Annotated in this window: 17 protein-coding genes; 7 read left to right on the top strand and 10 right to left on the bottom strand. The window is 63.7% G+C overall.

What is annotated here, in order from left to right; all coding sequences use genetic code 11:
- Positions 1-28: 28 nt before the first annotated feature.
- The 4 genes from GDH07_RS19295 (at position 29) to GDH07_RS19280 (ending at position 3,759) form a co-directional block, all read left to right on the top strand.
- A complete protein-coding gene (locus GDH07_RS19295; protein WP_022640465.1) occupies positions 29-1,405 on the top strand; it encodes an L-serine ammonia-lyase in 1,377 nt (458 codons plus the stop codon).
- A gap of 39 nt (positions 1,406-1,444) precedes the next feature.
- Positions 1,445-2,569, top strand: a complete 1,125-nt coding sequence (gene gcvT / locus GDH07_RS19290) for a glycine cleavage system aminomethyltransferase GcvT (RefSeq protein ID WP_152898551.1) — start codon at positions 1,445-1,447, stop codon at positions 2,567-2,569.
- 391 nt (positions 2,570-2,960) lie between these two features.
- Entirely contained in the window at positions 2,961-3,173 is a 213-nt protein-coding gene (locus GDH07_RS19285) for a cold-shock protein (protein ID WP_007977299.1), read from the top strand.
- Positions 3,174-3,270: 97 nt separating this feature from the next.
- Positions 3,271-3,759, top strand: a complete 489-nt coding sequence (locus GDH07_RS19280; protein WP_022640467.1) for an RDD family protein — start codon at positions 3,271-3,273, stop codon at positions 3,757-3,759.
- 59 nt (positions 3,760-3,818) lie between these two features.
- Here the strand turns inward: GDH07_RS19280 and nadA are convergent, their stop codons facing one another.
- Together nadA and GDH07_RS19270 are read right to left on the bottom strand one after the other, a co-directional pair.
- The gene (gene nadA, locus GDH07_RS19275) at positions 3,819-4,877 is read right to left on the bottom strand and encodes a quinolinate synthase NadA (RefSeq protein ID WP_152898550.1); all 1,059 of its coding nucleotides are present in this window, start codon (positions 4,875-4,877) and stop codon (positions 3,819-3,821) included.
- A 261-nt stretch (positions 4,878-5,138) separates the two neighbouring features.
- Positions 5,139-6,017 carry a phytanoyl-CoA dioxygenase family protein gene (locus GDH07_RS19270; RefSeq protein ID WP_022640468.1) on the bottom strand — a complete coding sequence of 293 codons (879 nt, stop codon included), beginning with the start codon at positions 6,015-6,017 and terminating at the stop codon, positions 5,139-5,141.
- 80 nt (positions 6,018-6,097) lie between these two features.
- Between GDH07_RS19270 and GDH07_RS19265 the strand changes: the two genes are divergently transcribed.
- On the top strand, positions 6,098-7,123 hold the full coding sequence (locus GDH07_RS19265) for a helix-turn-helix domain-containing protein (RefSeq protein WP_152898549.1): 1,026 nt from the start codon (positions 6,098-6,100) through the stop codon (positions 7,121-7,123).
- Positions 7,124-7,185: 62 nt separating this feature from the next.
- Here GDH07_RS19265 and add read toward each other — a convergent pair whose 3' ends face one another.
- Genes add through GDH07_RS19250 form a run of 3 tightly spaced genes read right to left on the bottom strand, consistent with a single transcriptional unit; the run spans position 7,186 to position 10,648 of the window.
- Positions 7,186-8,202, bottom strand: a complete 1,017-nt coding sequence (gene add, locus GDH07_RS19260) for an adenosine deaminase (protein WP_022640470.1) — start codon at positions 8,200-8,202, stop codon at positions 7,186-7,188.
- A 4-nt stretch (positions 8,203-8,206) separates the two neighbouring features.
- Complete coding sequence (locus GDH07_RS19255; RefSeq protein WP_152898548.1) at positions 8,207-9,529, bottom strand: MFS transporter; 1,323 nt, start codon at positions 9,527-9,529, stop codon at positions 8,207-8,209.
- A gap of 33 nt (positions 9,530-9,562) precedes the next feature.
- On the bottom strand, positions 9,563-10,648 hold the full coding sequence (locus GDH07_RS19250) for an adenosine deaminase family protein (RefSeq protein WP_152898547.1): 1,086 nt from the start codon (positions 10,646-10,648) through the stop codon (positions 9,563-9,565).
- A 193-nt stretch (positions 10,649-10,841) separates the two neighbouring features.
- Here GDH07_RS19250 and GDH07_RS19245 point away from each other — a divergent pair, with 193 nt between their 5' ends.
- A complete protein-coding gene (locus tag GDH07_RS19245) occupies positions 10,842-11,804 on the top strand; it encodes a LysR family transcriptional regulator (protein WP_022640473.1) in 963 nt (320 codons plus the stop codon).
- A 2-nt stretch (positions 11,805-11,806) separates the two neighbouring features.
- Positions 11,807-12,583, top strand: coding sequence for an aminoglycoside adenylyltransferase domain-containing protein (locus GDH07_RS19240; RefSeq protein WP_152898545.1), 777 nt, complete (start codon positions 11,807-11,809; stop codon positions 12,581-12,583).
- 13 nt (positions 12,584-12,596) lie between these two features.
- Here GDH07_RS19240 and GDH07_RS19235 read toward each other — a convergent pair whose 3' ends face one another.
- The 5 genes from GDH07_RS19235 to GDH07_RS19215 all read right to left on the bottom strand — a co-directional run bounded on the left by GDH07_RS19235 (position 12,597) and on the right by GDH07_RS19215 (position 17,111).
- Positions 12,597-13,982 carry a flavin monoamine oxidase family protein gene (locus tag GDH07_RS19235; protein ID WP_152898544.1) on the bottom strand — a complete coding sequence of 462 codons (1,386 nt, stop codon included), beginning with the start codon at positions 13,980-13,982 and terminating at the stop codon, positions 12,597-12,599.
- A 545-nt stretch (positions 13,983-14,527) separates the two neighbouring features.
- Positions 14,528-15,037, bottom strand: coding sequence for a hypothetical protein (locus GDH07_RS19230; RefSeq protein ID WP_152898543.1), 510 nt, complete (start codon positions 15,035-15,037; stop codon positions 14,528-14,530).
- Positions 15,038-15,058: 21 nt separating this feature from the next.
- A complete protein-coding gene (locus GDH07_RS19225) occupies positions 15,059-15,436 on the bottom strand; it encodes a DUF2750 domain-containing protein (RefSeq protein ID WP_152898542.1) in 378 nt (125 codons plus the stop codon).
- 56 nt (positions 15,437-15,492) lie between these two features.
- Positions 15,493-15,999: a hypothetical protein gene (locus GDH07_RS19220; protein WP_152898541.1), complete on the bottom strand. Its 507-nt coding sequence runs from the start codon at positions 15,997-15,999 to the stop codon at positions 15,493-15,495.
- A gap of 215 nt (positions 16,000-16,214) precedes the next feature.
- Entirely contained in the window at positions 16,215-17,111 is an 897-nt protein-coding gene (locus GDH07_RS19215; RefSeq protein WP_085597377.1) for a LysR family transcriptional regulator, read from the bottom strand.
- Positions 17,112-17,160: the final 49 nt, after the last annotated feature.

Raw genomic sequence — 17,160 nt, 5'->3', positions numbered from 1 at the left:
CGCTATAACAAGAAACCGGAGAACCAACATGTCCCTGAGCGTGTTCGACCTGTTCAAGATTGGCATCGGCCCCTCCAGCTCCCACACCGTCGGCCCGATGCGCGCAGCCGCGCGCTTCGTCGAGGGCTTGCGGCGTGAACAGCTGCTGGCCGCCACCGCCAGCGTCAAGGTCGAGCTGTATGGCTCGCTGGGCGCCACCGGCAAGGGCCACGGCAGCGACAAGGCCGTGCTGCTGGGCCTGGAAGGCGAACACCCGGACACCGTGGATACCGAAAGCATCGGTGCTCGCCTGCAAGCGATACGCAGCAGCGCAAGCATCAACCTGCTCGGCGAACAGCGCATCGCGTTCAACGAGAAAGAACACCTGGCGCTGATCCGCAAGCCCCTGCCCTATCACCCCAACGGCATGATCTTCCGTGCCTTCGATAGCGCCGGATTGCAGATCCGCAGCCGCGAGTACTACTCCGTGGGCGGTGGTTTCGTCGTCGATGAAGACGCCGCCGGCGCCGACCGCATCGTCGAGGACGCCACGCCACTGACCTTTCCGTTCAAGACCGCCCGGGAGCTGATGCAGCACTGCAGCACCTACGGCCTGTCCATCAGCCAGGTGATGCTGGGCAACGAAAGCGCCTGGCGCCCGGAAGCCCAGACCCGCGAGGGCCTGCTGAAGATCTGGCAGGTGATGCAGGACTGCGTGGATGCCGGCTGCCGGCATGAAGGGATATTGCCGGGCGGGCTCAAGGTCAAGCGCCGGGCCCCGGCCCTGTACCGGCAGTTGTGCAAGCACCCGGAAGCCGCGCTGCGCGATGCGCTGTCGGTACTGGATTGGGTCAACCTCTACGCCCTGGCAGTCAACGAGGAAAACGCCAATGGCGGTCGGGTGGTCACCGCCCCCACCAACGGCGCGGCCGGCATCATCCCGGCGGTCCTGCACTACTACATGCGCTTCATTCCCGGGGCCAACGAGGACGGGGTGGTGCGTTTTCTCCTGACTGCCGCCGCCATCGGCATCCTGTACAAGGAAAACGCCTCGATCTCCGGCGCCGAAGTCGGCTGCCAGGGTGAAGTGGGCGTGGCCTGCTCGATGGCCGCCGGTGCCCTGTGCGAAGTCCTGGGCGGCAGCGTGCAGCAAGTGGAGAACGCCGCGGAAATCGGCATGGAACACAACCTCGGGCTGACCTGCGATCCCATCGGCGGGCTGGTGCAGGTGCCCTGCATCGAGCGCAACGCCATGGGTTCGGTGAAAGCCATCAACGCGGTGCGCATGGCCTTGCGCGGAGACGGGCAGCACTTCGTGTCCCTGGACAAGGTCATCCGCACCATGCGCCAGACCGGCGCCGACATGAAAAGCAAATACAAGGAGACCGCCCGTGGCGGTCTGGCCGTGAACATCATCGAGTGCTGATACCCACGCTTGGTATCGGTCCATTTTTCAGGAGTCGCCATGTCCACCGAAACACTGTTGAAAACCCCATTGCACAGCCTGCACCTGGAACTCGGCGCGCGCATGGTGCCGTTCGCCGGCTACGACATGCCGGTGCAGTACCCATTGGGCGTGATGAAGGAACACCAGCACAGCCGCGAGCAGGCCGGGCTGTTCGATGTGTCCCACATGGGCCAGATCCTGCTGCGCGGCGCCAACGCCGCCAAGGCCCTGGAGACCCTGGTGCCGGTGGACATCATCGACCTGCCGGTGGGCATGCAGCGCTACGCCATGTTCACCAATGAACAAGGCGGCATTCTCGACGACCTGATGGTGGCCAACCTGGGCGACGAGCAACTGTTCCTGGTGGTCAACGCCGCCTGCAAGGAACAGGACCTGGCCCACCTGCGCCGGCACATTGGCGAGCAGTGCGAGATCCAGCCGCTGTTCGAGGAGCGTGCCCTGCTGGCCCTGCAAGGCCCGGCCGCAGTCAGCGTGCTGGCGCGCCTGGCGCCGCAAGTGGCGCAGATGACCTTCATGCAGTTCAAGCCGGTGACGCTGCTGGGCGTCGACTGCTTCGTCAGCCGTTCAGGCTACACCGGCGAAGACGGCTTCGAGATCTCGATCCCGACGGCCCAGGCCGAGAAGATCGCCCGCGCCCTGCTGGCGGAACCGGAAGTGGCCCCGATCGGCCTCGGCGCCCGCGATTCGCTGCGCCTGGAAGCCGGTCTGTGCCTCTATGGCCATGACATGAACGAACAGACCACGCCGATCCAGGCCAGCCTGCTCTGGGCCATCTCCAAGGCACGTCGGGCCGATGGTCCGCGGGCGGGTGGCTTCCCCGGTGCCGAAGTGATCTTCGCCCAGCAGCAAGAGGGCGTGGCGCGCAAGCGTGTCGGCCTGCTGCCCCAGGAACGCACGCCGGTTCGCGAAGGTGCGGAAATCGTCGATGCTGACGGCAACATCATCGGCAGCGTCTGCAGCGGCGGTTTCGGCCCGACCCTGGGCGGCCCGCTGGCAATGGGTTACCTGGATATCCGGTACACGGCGCTCGACACGCAGGTTTGCGCAATAGTTCGTGGGAAAAAGGTGCCAATGCTTGTAAGCAAAATGCCATTCGTGCCCCAACGCTACTACCGCGGCTAAACGACTGTTTCTATAAGTAACGCGGTTGCGTTAGAAGTGCACTAATCTGTAACGCAACCGCCATAAAACAGTGCATATTTTCGATACTGAAAGGCACTTATAACGCTCGAAAACAATTGAACAACTCTATCGAATAAGCCGTGCACGCTAGTTCCGCCAAACCTCGGCAAGCTGTGTAAAACCGGGGCTTCGCGGGGCTTGTTTTTTCTCCCGTAGTTGGCGTAGAGTCTCCCCACTGTGTTTGCATGGGTCGCTTGGAATCGTGACCTGGGCAGTAGCTAACAAGTTTGCTACACCCGTTCGACGTCTCTTACTTTCCTGCAACCCAGCCCAGTACTCTTCCCCAAGGAAGAGACTGTCATTAATTTTTTAGCGTCAAAGGAAATAAGAAATGTCCCAACGTCAGAGCGGTACCGTCAAGTGGTTTAACGACGAGAAAGGTTTTGGTTTTATCACTCCAGAGAGCGGTCCGGATCTGTTCGTACACTTCCGCGCCATTCAAGGTAACGGCTTCAAGAGCCTGAAAGAAGGCCAGAAAGTGACCTTCATCGCTGTGCAAGGCCAGAAAGGCATGCAGGCTGACGAAGTACAAGCAGAAGCTTAATCGTCTGCAACGAAAAAGCCCCTGATGCTGACATCAGGGGCTTTTTTGTGTGCGCAAATCCGTAAAATGGCTTCTTTTTTCCAGACGAGAGCCTGTCATGCCCAAACACCTGCTAAGCCCCCAGGGCGAATTCCCCGCCGCCGGCCTGGGCCGTCGCCTGGCAGCGATGTTCTATGACTTCCTGCTATGTGTCGCCCTGCTGATCGTCACGGGCGGCATCTACAAGCTGATCCAGATGCAGATCATTGGCGAAGCCAAGATGCGCGCCCTGACCGAGTCCGGGGCCCTGGATGGCGATCCGCTGTACTCCACGGTCCTGCTGTTCGTGCTGTTCGGTTTCTTCGCCAAGTTCTGGACCCACTCCGGCCAGACCCTGGGCATGCAGGTCTGGGGCATTCGGGTGCAGAACGCCGACGGCAGCCGTATCAGCCTGTGGCAGGCGCTACTGCGCTTCATGGTATCCATCGCCTCCTGGCTGTGTGCCGGCCTGGGCTTTTTCTGGGTGCTGCTGGACAAGCAGAAACGCAGCTGGCACGACATCTATTCCAACACCCAGTTGGTGCGCATCCCCAAGCGGAAGAAATGATCCGCCCCCAATGAAAAACGCCCCGACAGATCGGGGCGTTTTTTTTGCCGGGACAAGCTTCAGGCGTTGCCGGCCAGCTTCATCCGCGCGGCCTGGGTGAAATCCAGCATGCGCTTGAGCGGGCGGATGGCGTTAGGGATCAGCGCCGGGTCCACATGGATCTCGTTGCTGCCCTGCTGCAGGCAATGCAGGGTGCGCTCCAGGGTGTTCATGGCCATCCACGGGCAATGGGCACAACTGCGGCAAGCCGCGCCATTACCGGCAGTAGGTGCCTCGATGAACACCTTGTCCGGACACAGCTGCTGCATCTTGTAGAAGATGCCGCGGTCGGTGGCGACGATGAAGGTCTTGTTCGGCAAGCGCTGCGCCGCGGCGATCAGCTGGCTGGTGGAACCCACCGCATCGGCCAGTTCGATCACCGAGCTTGGCGACTCCGGATGCACCAGGATCGCCGCATCCGGATACAGCACCCGCATGTCTTCCAACTGCTTGGACTTGAACTCTTCGTGGACGATGCAGGCACCGTCCCACAACAGCATGTCGGCACCGGTCTGGCGCTGGATGTAGGTGCCCAGGTGCTTGTCGGGCCCCCAGATGATCTTCTCGCCGTTGTCCATCAGGCTCTCGACGATCTCCAGGGCACAGCTGGAAGTCACCACCCAGTCGGCCCGGGCCTTCACCGCCGCAGAGGTGTTGGCATAGACCACCACGGTGCGCTCGGGATGCTGGTCGCAGAATGCCGAGAACTCATCCACCGGACACCCCAGGTCCAGGGAGCAGGTGGCTTCCAGGGTCGGCATGAGCACGCGTTTTTCGGGGTTGAGGATCTTCGCCGTCTCGCCCATGAAACGCACTCCGGCCACCACCACGGTCTTGGCCGGATGGGCATTGCCGAAGCGGGCCATTTCCAGGGAGTCGGAAACACAGCCACCGGTCTCTTCGGCCAGGGCCTGGATCACCGGATCGCAATAGAAGTGGGCAACCAGCACCGCGTCCTGGGCCTTGAGCTCAGCCGCGATGGCGGTACGGAAATGGGCTTCTTGCTCGGCACTCAACGGCACGGGTTGCTTGGCATCGAGGTGGGCTTGAACCAGAAGGCGTTCGGAAATTTGCGTCATGTTCGCAAGACCTGCAGGCGCTTGGGCGCGAAAGTCGAGTATACCACCGGCTCCGGACCGCTCAGGGCCCCGCCGGGAGAGTGGATGCATCAGGCACGGACAACGTTGGAGCCGCGCAAGGCTACAGAATATCCCGGGTATTCAAAAGCTTATTCTGCCCGGTGCCTGCCCTTCACCACCCGAGCCGACTGACGGCCAAGCCCCCCAGCTGGCCCGGTGCGCGAAAGCTCCGTGCCTTGGCTGGCAAGGCACGCTCGAACCTCAGTCGATGCCTTGCTCGGAAGACTCTTCCAGGACCCGCTTGGGGTGCATGCCGTTGACCATGCCCATGAACGGCGCATGGATCGAATACCCCAGCAGGCGCTGGATATGCTCGCTGCACTGGCGCACGGTATGGCGGGGAATGGACAGGCTGAAGTTCTCCTGCTGGCGCGCCCAGGGTTCGCAGTACTGCGCGGTCAAGGCCAGGCGCGGGGCCGTGCTGCGATTGGCCCCACCGCCATGCCAGAGAGTACCGAGGAACAACACCAACGATCCCCTGGGCATCACCACTGGCCGCGCCGCTGCACGCTCGGCCGCAGTGGGCAGGCGCGCGTCCCACAGGTGGCTGCCGGGAATCACCAGGGTCGCGCCGTTCTGCTCGGTGAAATCGTCGATGGCCATCACCGTCGCCGCGCCATAGGGCGGACGCGGGCGAGCCATAGGATAGAAGGCATCGTCGTAGTGCAGGCTCTGGGCGACCTCCCCCGGGAGGATATTGATGGCCTGCAGCTGGGAAAGCAGGTAATTGGGCGCCAGGATTCGATCCAGCAGGCCCAGCACCAGGGGATGCTCCACCAGCGGGTTGCAGGCCAGGGTCTTGGCGATCACCGCGTACAGGCGCTGGGTCCGCAAGCCTTCGAAGGCATTGCGCCCGGTATGGGGCGACAACTGCGCCAGCAGTTGTTCGCGCATGCGGGTAACCTGCTGCTCATCGAACAACCGTTCGAGCACCACGAAACCATCGCGCAGCAGATCCTCCAGGAGCGAGTCCAGGCGCTGCGCCGGCACGGGCTCCTGGGTGCCGGCGGTCGAGGGATAGGTTCTGGCATAGCCGCTGCTCATGAAGTCATGCTGCTCGGGCAAGGTCTTGTCAGTCATCGCTGCACTCCCGGGTGGTAGGTCGCATCAATGTGCAAGACTAGAGGAGCCATCGCCAATGACGCTTTGCCTCAACTGACATGACCGACTGGATCGTTGCCCCGACCATCCCCGCGCGCTTCGCCCGCGAAATGCTGGCCCAGCTACGCCTCGAGCCACCGGCCCTGGCTGCGTTGTTGCAGCGCAGCGGCTTGTCGGCGCAAGTGCTGCGTGACGGGCAACGCATCGCCCCACGGCACTACCGGGCCTTGAGTCGCCTGGCGGTGGGTAGCGGCCATGACGAGGCCTTCGGTTTCTTCGCCCGCCCGGTGCCCCCGGGCAGCTTCGCGCAATTGTTGCGGCTACTGGTGCACCTGCCGACCCTGGCCGATGCCTTCGACGAAGCGGCGCGCTTCTATCGGCTGTTCGACGACTCGCTGCCCTGGCACCTGGAAAAGGACCACAAGAGCGCCCGCCTGGTACTGACCCCACGGACCGCGGTCCAGGCCGATTCCACCTTGTGGCCGCACATGCTGTTGCTCGCCCTCTGGCACACCGGCAGCTGGCTGGCGGGCCAGACCCTGCCGCTGCGCCAGGTGGTCCTGCCCGAGGCCCTCGCCGGCTTCGCCGCCCAAACCCGCTTCCTGTTCGGGCGCCAACCCCTGTGCGGCACGCAGGCCCTGCTGGAGCTGCCCGCGGCGAGCCTGCGAGCGCCACTCCTGCGGCGCCCCGAGGAGGCCGCGCGTTTTGCCCGTCACTTGCTGCAAACCCTGCTCTCCCCCGGCCCGGCGGCCAGCTTCGAAGCCCATCTGCGCGGCTTGCTCAGTGCCGCCGAACCCTTTGCCGGCCTCTCTGAACCCCAAGCCGCCGAGGCCCTGGGCATGTCGCGGCAAACCCTGGCGCGCAAGCTGGCGGATCTGGGCACCAACTTCCTTGGCATCCGCGATGACCTGCGGCGCGACCTCGCTTGCAGCCTGCTGGTGCGCGGTTCGATGAGCGTCGCGGACCTGGCGCAGTTGCTCGGCTATTCCGAACCCAGCGCTTTCCAGCGCGCCTTCAAGCAATGGACCGGCCTGCCACCCGGCGCCTACCGCGGCGGCAAGCGCACAGCGGCTGACGGCGACTGATCAACAGGCCCGAGAACGCAGTCCCGGCGCCCCGGATGATCGGCGCCAGGCCACCCTCCCCCCTAACAGGCGTCCACGTAATCGGTGATTTGCCGCAGGTACGCAGCTTTCCTGTCGTCCGGCAACCAGCTGACCTCGAAGGAATTGCGCGCCAGTTGCACCATCTCGGCGGGGGTCATCGAGTAGCTCTGCGCCAGGGCGAACATGTCGTCGGACACATAGCTCTGGAAGTACGCCGGATCATCGGAATTGACCGTGACCTTCACCCCGGCCCGCAGCAATTGCAGGATCTCGTTGCCCTTCATGTCGCCGACGAAACCATTGGACACCGGGCAGCAGGTCAGGCCGATGCCCTTGTCCCGCACATACGCCACCAGTTCCTGGTCCTCGACGATGTTGGTGCCGTGATCCAGGCGATCGACCTGGATATCCAGCAAGGCCTGGCGAATGTTGCCGATGGAATTGTGCTGGTCGATGTCGCAATGCATGGTCAGGTGGAAACCCGCCTGCCTGGCCTTTTCGAAGACCTCCTTGAATTTTCCCGGCGGGTTGCCGTTCTCGTCGGAATCCAGGCCGATGCCCAGGATCTGCTCGCGGTACGGCAGGGCCTGTTCCAGGGTATCGGCGGCCGATTGCGCGGACATGTCCCGCAAAAAGCACATGACCAGGGCGCTTTCCACGCCAAGGGCGGGGCTCTCGCGGACGGCCCGGTGATAGCCGTCGATCACGGTCGCGAAAGCGATGCCACGACTGGTGTGGGCCTGGGGATCGAAGAACAGCTCGACATAGCGGACATTGTGTTCCCGGGCCTTGTGCAGGTAGGCCATGGCCAGTTGGTAGAAGTCCTCCTCCTGCTGCAGGACGTTCATCGCCGGGTAGTACACCTGCAGGAATGACGACAGCGAATCGAACCTGTAGCTGCGCTTGATCTCCTCGATGGTGCCCTGGCCGATATCGATCCGGTTGCGCTGCGCCAGGGCCAGCTTCAACTCGGGCTCCAGCGTCCCTTCCAGGTGCAGGTGCAATTCAGCCTTCGGCAAGCCTTTGACGAAGTCGTGGGTAATGGTGGTCGGTAGCATCGGGTCAGCCTCCTGTTTTTATTGTCACGTCGGATCCAGCACTTGCGGGTTCGCCTTCGCCACCGATCGGCTGGTGGACCAGGGTGTAGTAGGCCAGGGCCGCCACACAGGCCACGCAGGCCGCCAAGACGAAAGCCAGGGCAATGGAATGAGTACGGTCGATGATCCAGCCGCTCACCACGGGGGCGAAGGAGCCGCCGAAAAAGCCGACGAGGTTCTGGATGCTGCCCAGCGAGGCCACGAGCTGGCGCGGTGCGGCCACGCTCACCAGCCCCCAGGCAGAGCCTCCGGCCAGGTTGACGAAGAACATCGCCAGCGAGAGGTAGGCGATGCAGGCGACGATGCTATCCACGAACACCGAGGGCACGCTGAACAAGGCACCGCCCAGTAGCCCGACGATCAACGGCAGCTTCCTGCTGGCGATCGGCCTGGCCCCGGCAGCGATCAGTCGATCGGCCAGCCACCCGCTGCTGAACATGCCCAGGGTCGCGAACAGATAAGGAATGGTCAGTGCCCAGCCGGTGCCCGCCACGCTCAGTTGGCGTTCGCCGGCCAGGTAACCGGGCAGCCACGCCAGGGTCAGCAGCACCATGTACATGACGCCGATGAAACCCAGGGCGATGCCCCAGGTGGTGCGGTGCCGGAACAGCCCCTTCCAGTCGGCGAAGCTGGCCTGGGACGCAGGGGTATCGGCCGTGCTGGCGACCTGGAAACAGTCCAGGTCTGCGCAGGTGCACTGCGTTGGCTGGCGATCGCGGTACAACACCAGCCACACCAGCGCCAGCAGGCCACCCACCAGGCCCATGATGACGAACATCCCACGCCAGCCGAAAGCCAGCATCAGGCCGGTCAAGAGCGGCGGCGCGATCATCGAGCCCAGGGTGGTGGAAGCCAGGAACGCGCCGGTGGGCAGGCCGCGCTCGCTCACCGGGAACCAGTCGCTGATCACCTTGACCCCGCCGGTGTATTGCGGTGACTCGCCAACGCCCAGGCAGACCCGCGCCACCAGCAACTGCAACATCGAGGTGGCCAGGCCACAGACCGCCTGGGCGGCCGACCATGCCGCCAGGGCCCAACCGAGCACCAGCCGCGCGCCCTTGCGATCCACCAGGGCACCGCTGGGCAACTGCGCAAAGGCATAGGCCCAGGAGAAGGCCGAGAAGATCCAGCCCATCTGCGTGGCGGACAGCGACAGGTCGGCGCTCAACAAATGGTTGGCGATCGCCACCGTGCTTCTGTCGAAATAATTGACGATGCCCATCAGCATCAGCAGCACCACCGCCGTCCACTGCGAGCGGCGCAGGTGCCGGGTCTTGGCATGGCTCATCACGATGACTCCCAAGCGTCGCGACAGCCTGGACTAGGCGGCCCGCTCACCGATGTAGGACGGCTTGATCCGTGGCCAGACCTGGACGGTGAGCCGGTCGATTTCCCGGGAGAACTCCTGGTGCAACGTCCGCTTGGCACCAGCGTCCAGCCAACAGGCATCGACCCCGGCCAGGGCCAGTTGGCGAGCCTGGTGGATGCCCCAGCCGCAGTGGCTGAACAGCTTGGTCCAGGAATGCTCGAGGTCGGTGTGGTGCAGGTAGGGATCGTCGGTGCCGATGTTCAGGCACAGGCCGGCATCGTGCATCAGCTTGATCGCGTCCATGCGGTTGCCCAGGTTGCTTTTCTTGGCGGTGCACACGGTGACATTGAAGGCGATGCCCTGCTCACGCGCCGCGATTACCGCTTCCGGGTCGGCCAGCAGGTTGTAGCCATGGTCGACACGATCGCAGGCCAGGGCCTCGATGCAGGTCCGCAGGTGAGTGGGCGGTGCCAGCGCCAGGGGCTGGTTGTCCTCGCAGACATGGGCAGTGCGCCGCAGGCCATGGCGCGCAGCCAGCTGGTAGGCCTCGATGAACCTTTGCGGCGGGCCCTTGCCCTCGGCGAAGTCCATGCCGATGCCGGCCACTTCGTCACGTCGATGCTCCAGCACTTGCTCGACCATGGCCCGGGCCACCCCTGCCGGGCGTTCGCGGTCGATACAGGGAACCAGCAAGCTGGAAATGGCGAAATCGCGCCGGGCGGCGTGCATGCCATCGACCAGGCCATCCACCACCACGGGATAGCGCACCTGGTTATCGAGAAACACCGTGGGGTTGAACGACAGCTCCAGGTGCCGGCAATTGCCCTTGCGCTGGGCGTCTTCCAACAGTTCGTAGGCCACCCGGGCAAAATCTTCCCGGTCCACCAGGCACTGCCCGGCCAGGCGCAGGAGCTTCAAAAAGCCCGGAAAGTCCCGGTACTGGTAGATCTGCCGAGCGTCCCCGGTGGGCAAAGACAGGCCATGCTTGCGCCCCAGGGCCGCGAGAGTATCCGGGCGAATGGCGCCCAGCAGGTGGATATGCAAGTCGGTCTTGGGAATACGCCGCAGGAAATCACCCAGCACAGGATCTTGAATCATGGTCGAGCGCCCCTCTGATCATTATTGTTGTTCTGTCATCCAGCAGGCCTTGGCGGGCCAGTGGCCACGGCTTGGTGTTTCGAGTATATGCCGGCAAATCAATGGAAAAAGTTGTTAATTCTGCATGTTCATTAGATTTTCATTAATGAGCTGGCAGACTCTCCGACAGTCCTTCGCGCCAGGAATACCCCCCATGAATTCCAAGGAAACAAGTGGCGTCTCCAAGCGCCTGCTCGCTGCCCTGTCGTTGCGCCACCTGCACTACTTCGCCACCCTCAGCCGGGTCCTGCACTTTCGCCTGGCCGCCGAGGAACTGGCCCTGACCGCCTCCGCCCTGAGCACCTCGATCAAGGAGACCGAACGCCTGATCGGCGCCCAGTTGTTCATTCGCAAAGGCCACCAGGTCACCCTCTCGGAGATCGGCGCGGCGATCCTGCCCATCGCCGAGCACCTGCTGAACACCGCGGGCAATGCCGTGGCCGACATGGTCCACATCAGCCAGGAACGCCAGCAGACGATCCGCATCGGCCTGGTTCCGTCGGTGGCCCACCGGATCCTGCCCAAGCTCCAGGAGCTGCAACGACAACATGCCGACCTGCGTTTCGACTTCATCGACCTGCCCACCCGGGCGCTGATCAATGATGTGCGCAGCGCCAAGGTGGACTTCGGCATCGGTGCCGGCGATGCGACGGCCGCATTGCCCATGCACCGCTTGCTGGTCGACGAACTGGTGGTGGTGGTGCGCCAGGACGATCCGCTATGTGCCGCCCGTAGCGCGAGCTGGGCCCAGCTCGATAACCGGCCGGTGGCGCACTTCCTGCTGGGCAGCGTCGCCGACCTGGCGCTGGGTTCGCCCAAGGCCCAGGAAGTCATCGTCAAGGCGGCGTACCGGGTCTCCTTCACCGAAACCCTGTACAGCCTGATCCGCGCCGGATTCTGTGTCGGCATCGTGCCTCGCCTGACCGCAGAAGGACTGCTGTGCAACGAGCTGACCTGGCTGCCCATCGTCAAGCCGCGGATCCAACGTGACATCGTGCTGTTCGAAACCAGCCACGGGCCACGCACCCCCGCGGTCGCCACCTGCCTGGCCTTTCTCAAGGCCCAGGCTTGCCAGGCCGCCGAGGAACCTGCCGCGGATACCCCAGGAGCGCACTGAACATGCACCACTGCTTGACCAACGATCCGCAGCTACAAGCTGCGCTGGCGCTCCTCAAGCAAGTACTCGGCCCCAATCTGCTGGCGCTGTACCTGCACGGCTCGGCCGTCACCGGGGGCCTGCGGCCACAGAGCGACATCGATCTGCTGGCGACGGTCGAACAGGGCCTGGACCAGCAGCAACGCAAGGCCCTGACCGCCGGACTGCTGCGCCTTTCGGCACGGCACCCGGCCATCGCCGGTGGGCCGCGCTGCCTCGAACTGCTGGTCTTTCGCCAAGCCGACCTGGGCGAACCGGGTTGTGCGCCACGGGCCGAGCTGGTCTATGGAGAATGGCTGCGAACGGACTTCGAGAACGGCGAGTTGCCCATGCCCCATACCGACCCGGAATACCGCTTGCTGCTGGCCCAGGCCCGGCTCCAGGCCGTTGCGCTGCTGGTGACGAACGCTGCCCGGAGGCTGCCGGACACATCCCCGGAGCAGGTCCGCCAGGCCATGGCCAGGGCACTGCCGGCGTTGCTACAGGGACTGCACGGAGATGAGCGCAACGTCTTGCTGACCCTGGCCAGGATGTGGCGTACCGCCCAGGCCGGGGATTTCCTCGACAAGGCCCAGGCCGCGAGCTGGGCCATCGCGCAGCTTCCGGCACAACTGGCCGGCACTCTGGAGTACGCACGTCGTGCCTACCTGGGGCAACTGGTGGACGACTGGTCCGACAAGCAGGCCCAGGCAGGACAGCTGGCCCGGGTCTTGCGCGAACGAATCGGCGAACTGCCCTGAGCCGCCGGCAGGTTCAGACCGGCTCGCCCAGCACCCGACGCGCCTCGCGCCAGCCCGATAGCAGCGCGCCATGGACCGTCGCGCTGTAGTCCGGATGGGTAGCCTCCCCGGCGAACAGCAAGGTATTGCCGACCGGGGCCGCAAGATCCTGGCGGTCAGACGGCCGCGCCCCGACCTGGGGAAAGGAATAACTGCCGCGGGCAAAGGGATCTGCATGCCAGCGAGTGATGTGCATATCGCTCGGCAGCGGGATCGAGGAGCCGAACATCTGGCGCAGGTGGGCCATGGCGTCGTCCTGGATCTCCTGGTTCGACATGCCTTCGAGCAACCGGGCCGGGGTGCCGCCATGCAGGGCGCAGAGCACGGGTTTCTTGGCGTAGTGGTTGAAGGGGTACCAGTTGGCCCACAGGCCCTTGTCGGTATTCAACTGGCTGATGATCGCGGCCTGGCCCCAGAACACTTCCGGGAACAGGAACACCGCCTTGTTGTAGACCCCCATGCCCAGGCGCTCGATGGCGCCGCGCTTGGCCACGGGCAGTGCCGGCGAGAACGTGACTCCGCCTTCCTTGAGCACTCCCAGGGGCAAGGTGACGATCGCGATATCCCCCGCCAGTTCGCCATGGCTGGTAACCACCCGCACGCCCGATGGGTCATGCCGGATGCCGGTGACCCGATGGTTGAAGCGAATCTCCAGGCCCTCGGCCAACCGGTCCACCAGTTGTCCGTAGCCCTTGGGAAAGATCACTTCATGGCCATCGAAGCCACTGCCTTCCTGCAACCCCCAGGCAGCGATGTCCTGCGGGTCGGCGGCGAGCCCGTCCTCCAGTTCGCGACTGAACAGTTCCATGACCGTGGCCTTCTCGGCCTGTGTACCGGCCAACCCGGCGAGTACCTGCAGCATTTCGTCCCGGGCATTGCGCTCTGGCGCGGCGCCTTGCACTTTGCGCCCGAGGAGCTTGTTCGCCTGGTCCTGAAGTTGCGTGAGCCACTCCAGCTCCTTGCTGCCCAGCTTGCGTCCATCGGCGTCGTAGACCAGGTTCGACGCAGGTTTTTCCACGTCATACACCACGGTCTCGATCCCCAACTGCCGGGCCAGGTTGGCGACCGGGTTGCCATCGACGCCATGGATCCAGGAGGCCCCCAGGTCCACCGGAGTATCCCGCCAACTGCGATTGGTCCATATCCGCCCACCGACCCGGTCACGGCCCTCGATCACCGTCACACGATGACCGGCCGCGTGCAGCATCCTGGCGGCGGCCAGCCCGGAAATACCGGCACCGATCACCAGGACGCTCTTGGCAGCGGGAACTGGCGCGCCCCTGGCGATGACTGGAGCCACCAATGGCGATGCCGCAAGCAAACTCAACTTGATCAAGGTTCTACGGGAAAAATCAGGCATGGCCCAAACTCCAGGATTGAACAATCCGAATGGTCCAGCCTTGTACCATGCAGAAACTTGTATTCATTGGGCCTCGAGGTCCCATGCTCCACGCAGCAGACTTATCGAGGCTTCAAACAATAGCCGGCAACTTGCAACTACCCGACCGGAAGCACAGCAGAACCCAGCCCGAACTTCCCCATCTGATTAATTCAATATCTACTTGATATCAAAAAACAGTATGACTGCACGCACCAGACCAGCCATAAGCGCTATTTCATTGGCGTCGGCCTTCAACCAGCAACTTGCATCAGGGCTCATAAGAATCCCATCGAAGTTAAATCTTGGTAAAAATTCGATAAACCCCGGCATATCGCCGCAGCACTTATTCGAACATGTCGGAATTGCAATGAAAGCCGCAGGCTATTGAGCCCGCTACATTAACAATCAGGAAAAGTGATATCTGTAAATATAAGTAAAAACAAGCTCGTTCATATTCACAGGATGCGCGAACAGGCCAGCCCATATCCTCGTTCATCGACACGGCTGGACAGCGAGTACCAGGCTCAACGGACCACGGTCGCCCAATCGCTGTACTGTGCTGCGTGGGCCCGATCGGACTCCTGCAACTGTCGCTCCCGGGCGTAGACCGGGTCTGCCGCGATCTGCCGCTCCTGGGCCGGACTCAGGGCGATGCCATGGTCGATCCCCGCCTGCTCGAGGAATGCCTGGGCAGCCAGATAATCATGCAGGTCGATGATCGATTCCCGGGCACACTCCAGGCTCGCCTCCTGCCCCTCCTCGAAGTACAGCAACAGGTCCGAGAAGGCATACAGGTACAGGTTGCCCAGTACCTGGGCGCCACTGGCATCCTGCTCGTCCACCACCACGGCATCTAGCTCCGCTTCCAGGCCTTCGCAGTCCGGCGCCGACCCTCCACCCAGGCAGATCCAGGCCTGGTCGAGAAAGTCCCGGCAGAACCCGGGAACTGTCAGCGGCTGCGGTAATTGGAGGCTTGCCAGTCGATCAAGGGACTTCAAGACGACGTACAGCTGGATGCGCTCTTGTGCTTGCATAAAATCTCTTCGCTCCCGGGCTTACTGATATTGATCCAGCTCGTCGTGGATCAAGCCTGCCAGGTCATCGGGGCTGATGAGTACTCCTGGATGCGTCGGCACGGGGAATACCTGGCAGGCGCGGTTGTCCGCCTGCAGCCCCGGCAACCATCTGCCGCGAAACTCGTCGAGGGCGATAGGCCGCGCGCTAAAACCAGCCCAGGCGTCGGTGGCGCAAGACTCGGCCAGCGCGGCCTCGGGCCAGAAGGGCACGGCCTCGCCAGCATCGCAAGCCGAGGTGGCCCATCCGCTGTCGTAGAGTCCCCATGCCTGCTCGAAATCCACCAGCTTGCGCACGAAATAGTCGAGCCGCTCCTCGGGCCCCAGGGCCAGGAGATTGTGCAATTTGCGCTCATGCATTCCAGGCACCTGCCGCGAGCTGTCGAAAGGTCATCGCCGATATCCGGGCTGGCAAGTCATTGGCCATTACTGGCTACCACTGGCACACAGTGCTGCTGGTTGTCCCAACGCAGTCGCGCGATCGAGCGCGGATCGTCCTGCTCGCGGCACTCCAGAAGCTCCAGCAGCCTCGAACACCAGGCAAGCTCATGGGCGATTTCCTGCTCCAGCGGTTCATCCAGCACATCGATGGCCTCGAGCACCTTGCCGACGGCCCAGCGAGCCTTGTCAGGTTCGCCCGAAAGCAGGTACTCGATGCAGTAGCAAGTACCGATCACCGCGCACTGAGCCTGGTCGGCCAACTCGTCGCTGAAGTCCTGGGTATCCGGGATCGCCTCGTACAACCGCTGGTGCAGCGCCTGCAACGGCAAGCCGTGCCAGCGACCGACCTGCTGGAACAGCAGCTCCAGGACCTCGGCATTGACGTCCGTGCCCGAACGGTACTTCTCGGAAAAAGCCCGGTAGACCGGCACCAGCCGCTCCGCAGCCAGCAGGCAGAACAACCCGGCTTGCGCCCTGGGCATGCCCTGCAGCCTTCCATGGTCGAACATCATTGCAGCCACTCTCCCGCTCAAGCTTCCAATTCCAGGCGCCCCGCGATCAGCGGCAGGGGCGCGCCATGGTAGACAAACCAGCGCCCTTCCCGAAACCCTGACGGAATCTCTTGGCGGCTTGCACGGGGGCCATATCGGCCCTCTGCCGAAGCGCCAGGACCAACCAGCGGCAAACCCCGCCCCGTTCAACTACTGGAACACTCCTGCACTTGCTGGCGCAACCAGCGATGCACCTGGTCATTGTTCACCCGTGGGTGCCAGGCCTGGGAGAACTCGCCGCTGGGGGTCACCACCGGCAGGGTGAAGATGCTCAGCGGCAGCAGCGGCAAGGACCATTCGACGAAACGCCGGGGAATCACCGCCACCAGCTCCGAGGTGCTAGCCAACTGCATGGCCGCCTGGAAGCCGGGCACCACCAGCGGTACCTTGCGTTGCAGGCCGATCTTCTCCAGCTCCAGGTCCAGCGGCCCGCGGGTGCGCCCCCGACGCGAGACCGACAGGTGCGGATAGGACACCAGGTCCTGGGCGCTGACATGGGCCAGGCGAGCCAGCGGATGCTGGTTGTTGACCACCCCGACGAAGCTGTCGATGTACAAGCGCTGCTTGTACACCTCGGGGCCCAGCGGCCCGGCGATGCCGATGTCCAGATCGCTCAAGCCATCGCGCAGGGCAGCGACATCCTCGTTGCCCTGGGACATGAAGCGCAGGGTGACATGGGGCGCCTGCTCGGCGACCCGCTGGCTCAGGCGCAAGGCCCAGGCACCGGTGAAACCGTCCTCGGCGCGCAGGGTGAACACCCGCTTGATGGTGCCCAGGTTGAGCTGCTGCTTGTTGCCCAGGACATTGCGCGCGTCTTCCAGCAGGTCATGGACCTGGGGCGCCAGCTCCAGGGCCAGTGGCGTGGGCACCAGGCGCCGCCCCGCCAGGACGAACAGCGGATCGCCCATGGTCTCGCGCAGGTTGGCCAAGCGCCGGCTCATGGCCGGGATGCTCAGGTTCATGCGTTCGGCGGCGCCGGTGACGCTGCCTTCGCGCAGCATCGCGTCGAAGGTCAAGAGCAGGTTGAGGTCGGGGAAGTTCATCGTGGCCTCTCGTTTGCATTTGGTGCAAATCTAAACTCCGTTATTTGCA

The organism is Pseudomonas piscis (assembly GCF_009380155.1).
Lineage (GTDB): Bacteria > Pseudomonadota > Gammaproteobacteria > Pseudomonadales > Pseudomonadaceae > Aquipseudomonas > Aquipseudomonas piscis.
The sequence above is the reverse complement of the archived record's forward strand: the minus strand, read 5'-3'. Positions and strand labels throughout refer to the sequence as shown.

Excerpts from the sequence above, each read along its gene's own strand:
- GDH07_RS19220 (WP_152898541.1), bottom strand. The coding sequence starts at position 15,999 with ATGCCCAGGGCGCAAGCCGGGTTGTTCTGCCTGCTGGCTGCGGAGCGG.
- GDH07_RS19250 (WP_152898547.1), bottom strand. The coding sequence starts at position 10,648 with ATGATTCAAGATCCTGTGCTGGGTGATTTCCTGCGGCGTATTCCCAAG.
- GDH07_RS19235 (WP_152898544.1), bottom strand. The coding sequence starts at position 13,982 with ATGCCTGATTTTTCCCGTAGAACCTTGATCAAGTTGAGTTTGCTTGCG.
- GDH07_RS19295 (WP_022640465.1), top strand. The coding sequence starts at position 29 with ATGTCCCTGAGCGTGTTCGACCTGTTCAAGATTGGCATCGGCCCCTCC.
- GDH07_RS19265 (WP_152898549.1), top strand. The coding sequence starts at position 6,098 with ATGACCGACTGGATCGTTGCCCCGACCATCCCCGCGCGCTTCGCCCGC.
- GDH07_RS19245 (WP_022640473.1), top strand. The coding sequence starts at position 10,842 with ATGAATTCCAAGGAAACAAGTGGCGTCTCCAAGCGCCTGCTCGCTGCC.
- GDH07_RS19240 (WP_152898545.1), top strand. The coding sequence starts at position 11,807 with ATGCACCACTGCTTGACCAACGATCCGCAGCTACAAGCTGCGCTGGCG.
- GDH07_RS19270 (WP_022640468.1), bottom strand. The coding sequence starts at position 6,017 with ATGACTGACAAGACCTTGCCCGAGCAGCATGACTTCATGAGCAGCGGC.
- GDH07_RS19230 (WP_152898543.1), bottom strand. The coding sequence starts at position 15,037 with ATGCAAGCACAAGAGCGCATCCAGCTGTACGTCGTCTTGAAGTCCCTT.
- GDH07_RS19225 (WP_152898542.1), bottom strand. The coding sequence starts at position 15,436 with ATGCATGAGCGCAAATTGCACAATCTCCTGGCCCTGGGGCCCGAGGAG.
- nadA (WP_152898550.1), bottom strand. The coding sequence starts at position 4,877 with ATGACGCAAATTTCCGAACGCCTTCTGGTTCAAGCCCACCTCGATGCC.
- GDH07_RS19285 (WP_007977299.1), top strand. The coding sequence starts at position 2,961 with ATGTCCCAACGTCAGAGCGGTACCGTCAAGTGGTTTAACGACGAGAAA.
- gcvT (WP_152898551.1), top strand. The coding sequence starts at position 1,445 with ATGTCCACCGAAACACTGTTGAAAACCCCATTGCACAGCCTGCACCTG.
- GDH07_RS19215 (WP_085597377.1), bottom strand. The coding sequence starts at position 17,111 with ATGAACTTCCCCGACCTCAACCTGCTCTTGACCTTCGACGCGATGCTG.
- add (WP_022640470.1), bottom strand. The coding sequence starts at position 8,202 with ATGCTACCGACCACCATTACCCACGACTTCGTCAAAGGCTTGCCGAAG.
- GDH07_RS19280 (WP_022640467.1), top strand. The coding sequence starts at position 3,271 with ATGCCCAAACACCTGCTAAGCCCCCAGGGCGAATTCCCCGCCGCCGGC.
- GDH07_RS19255 (WP_152898548.1), bottom strand. The coding sequence starts at position 9,529 with ATGAGCCATGCCAAGACCCGGCACCTGCGCCGCTCGCAGTGGACGGCG.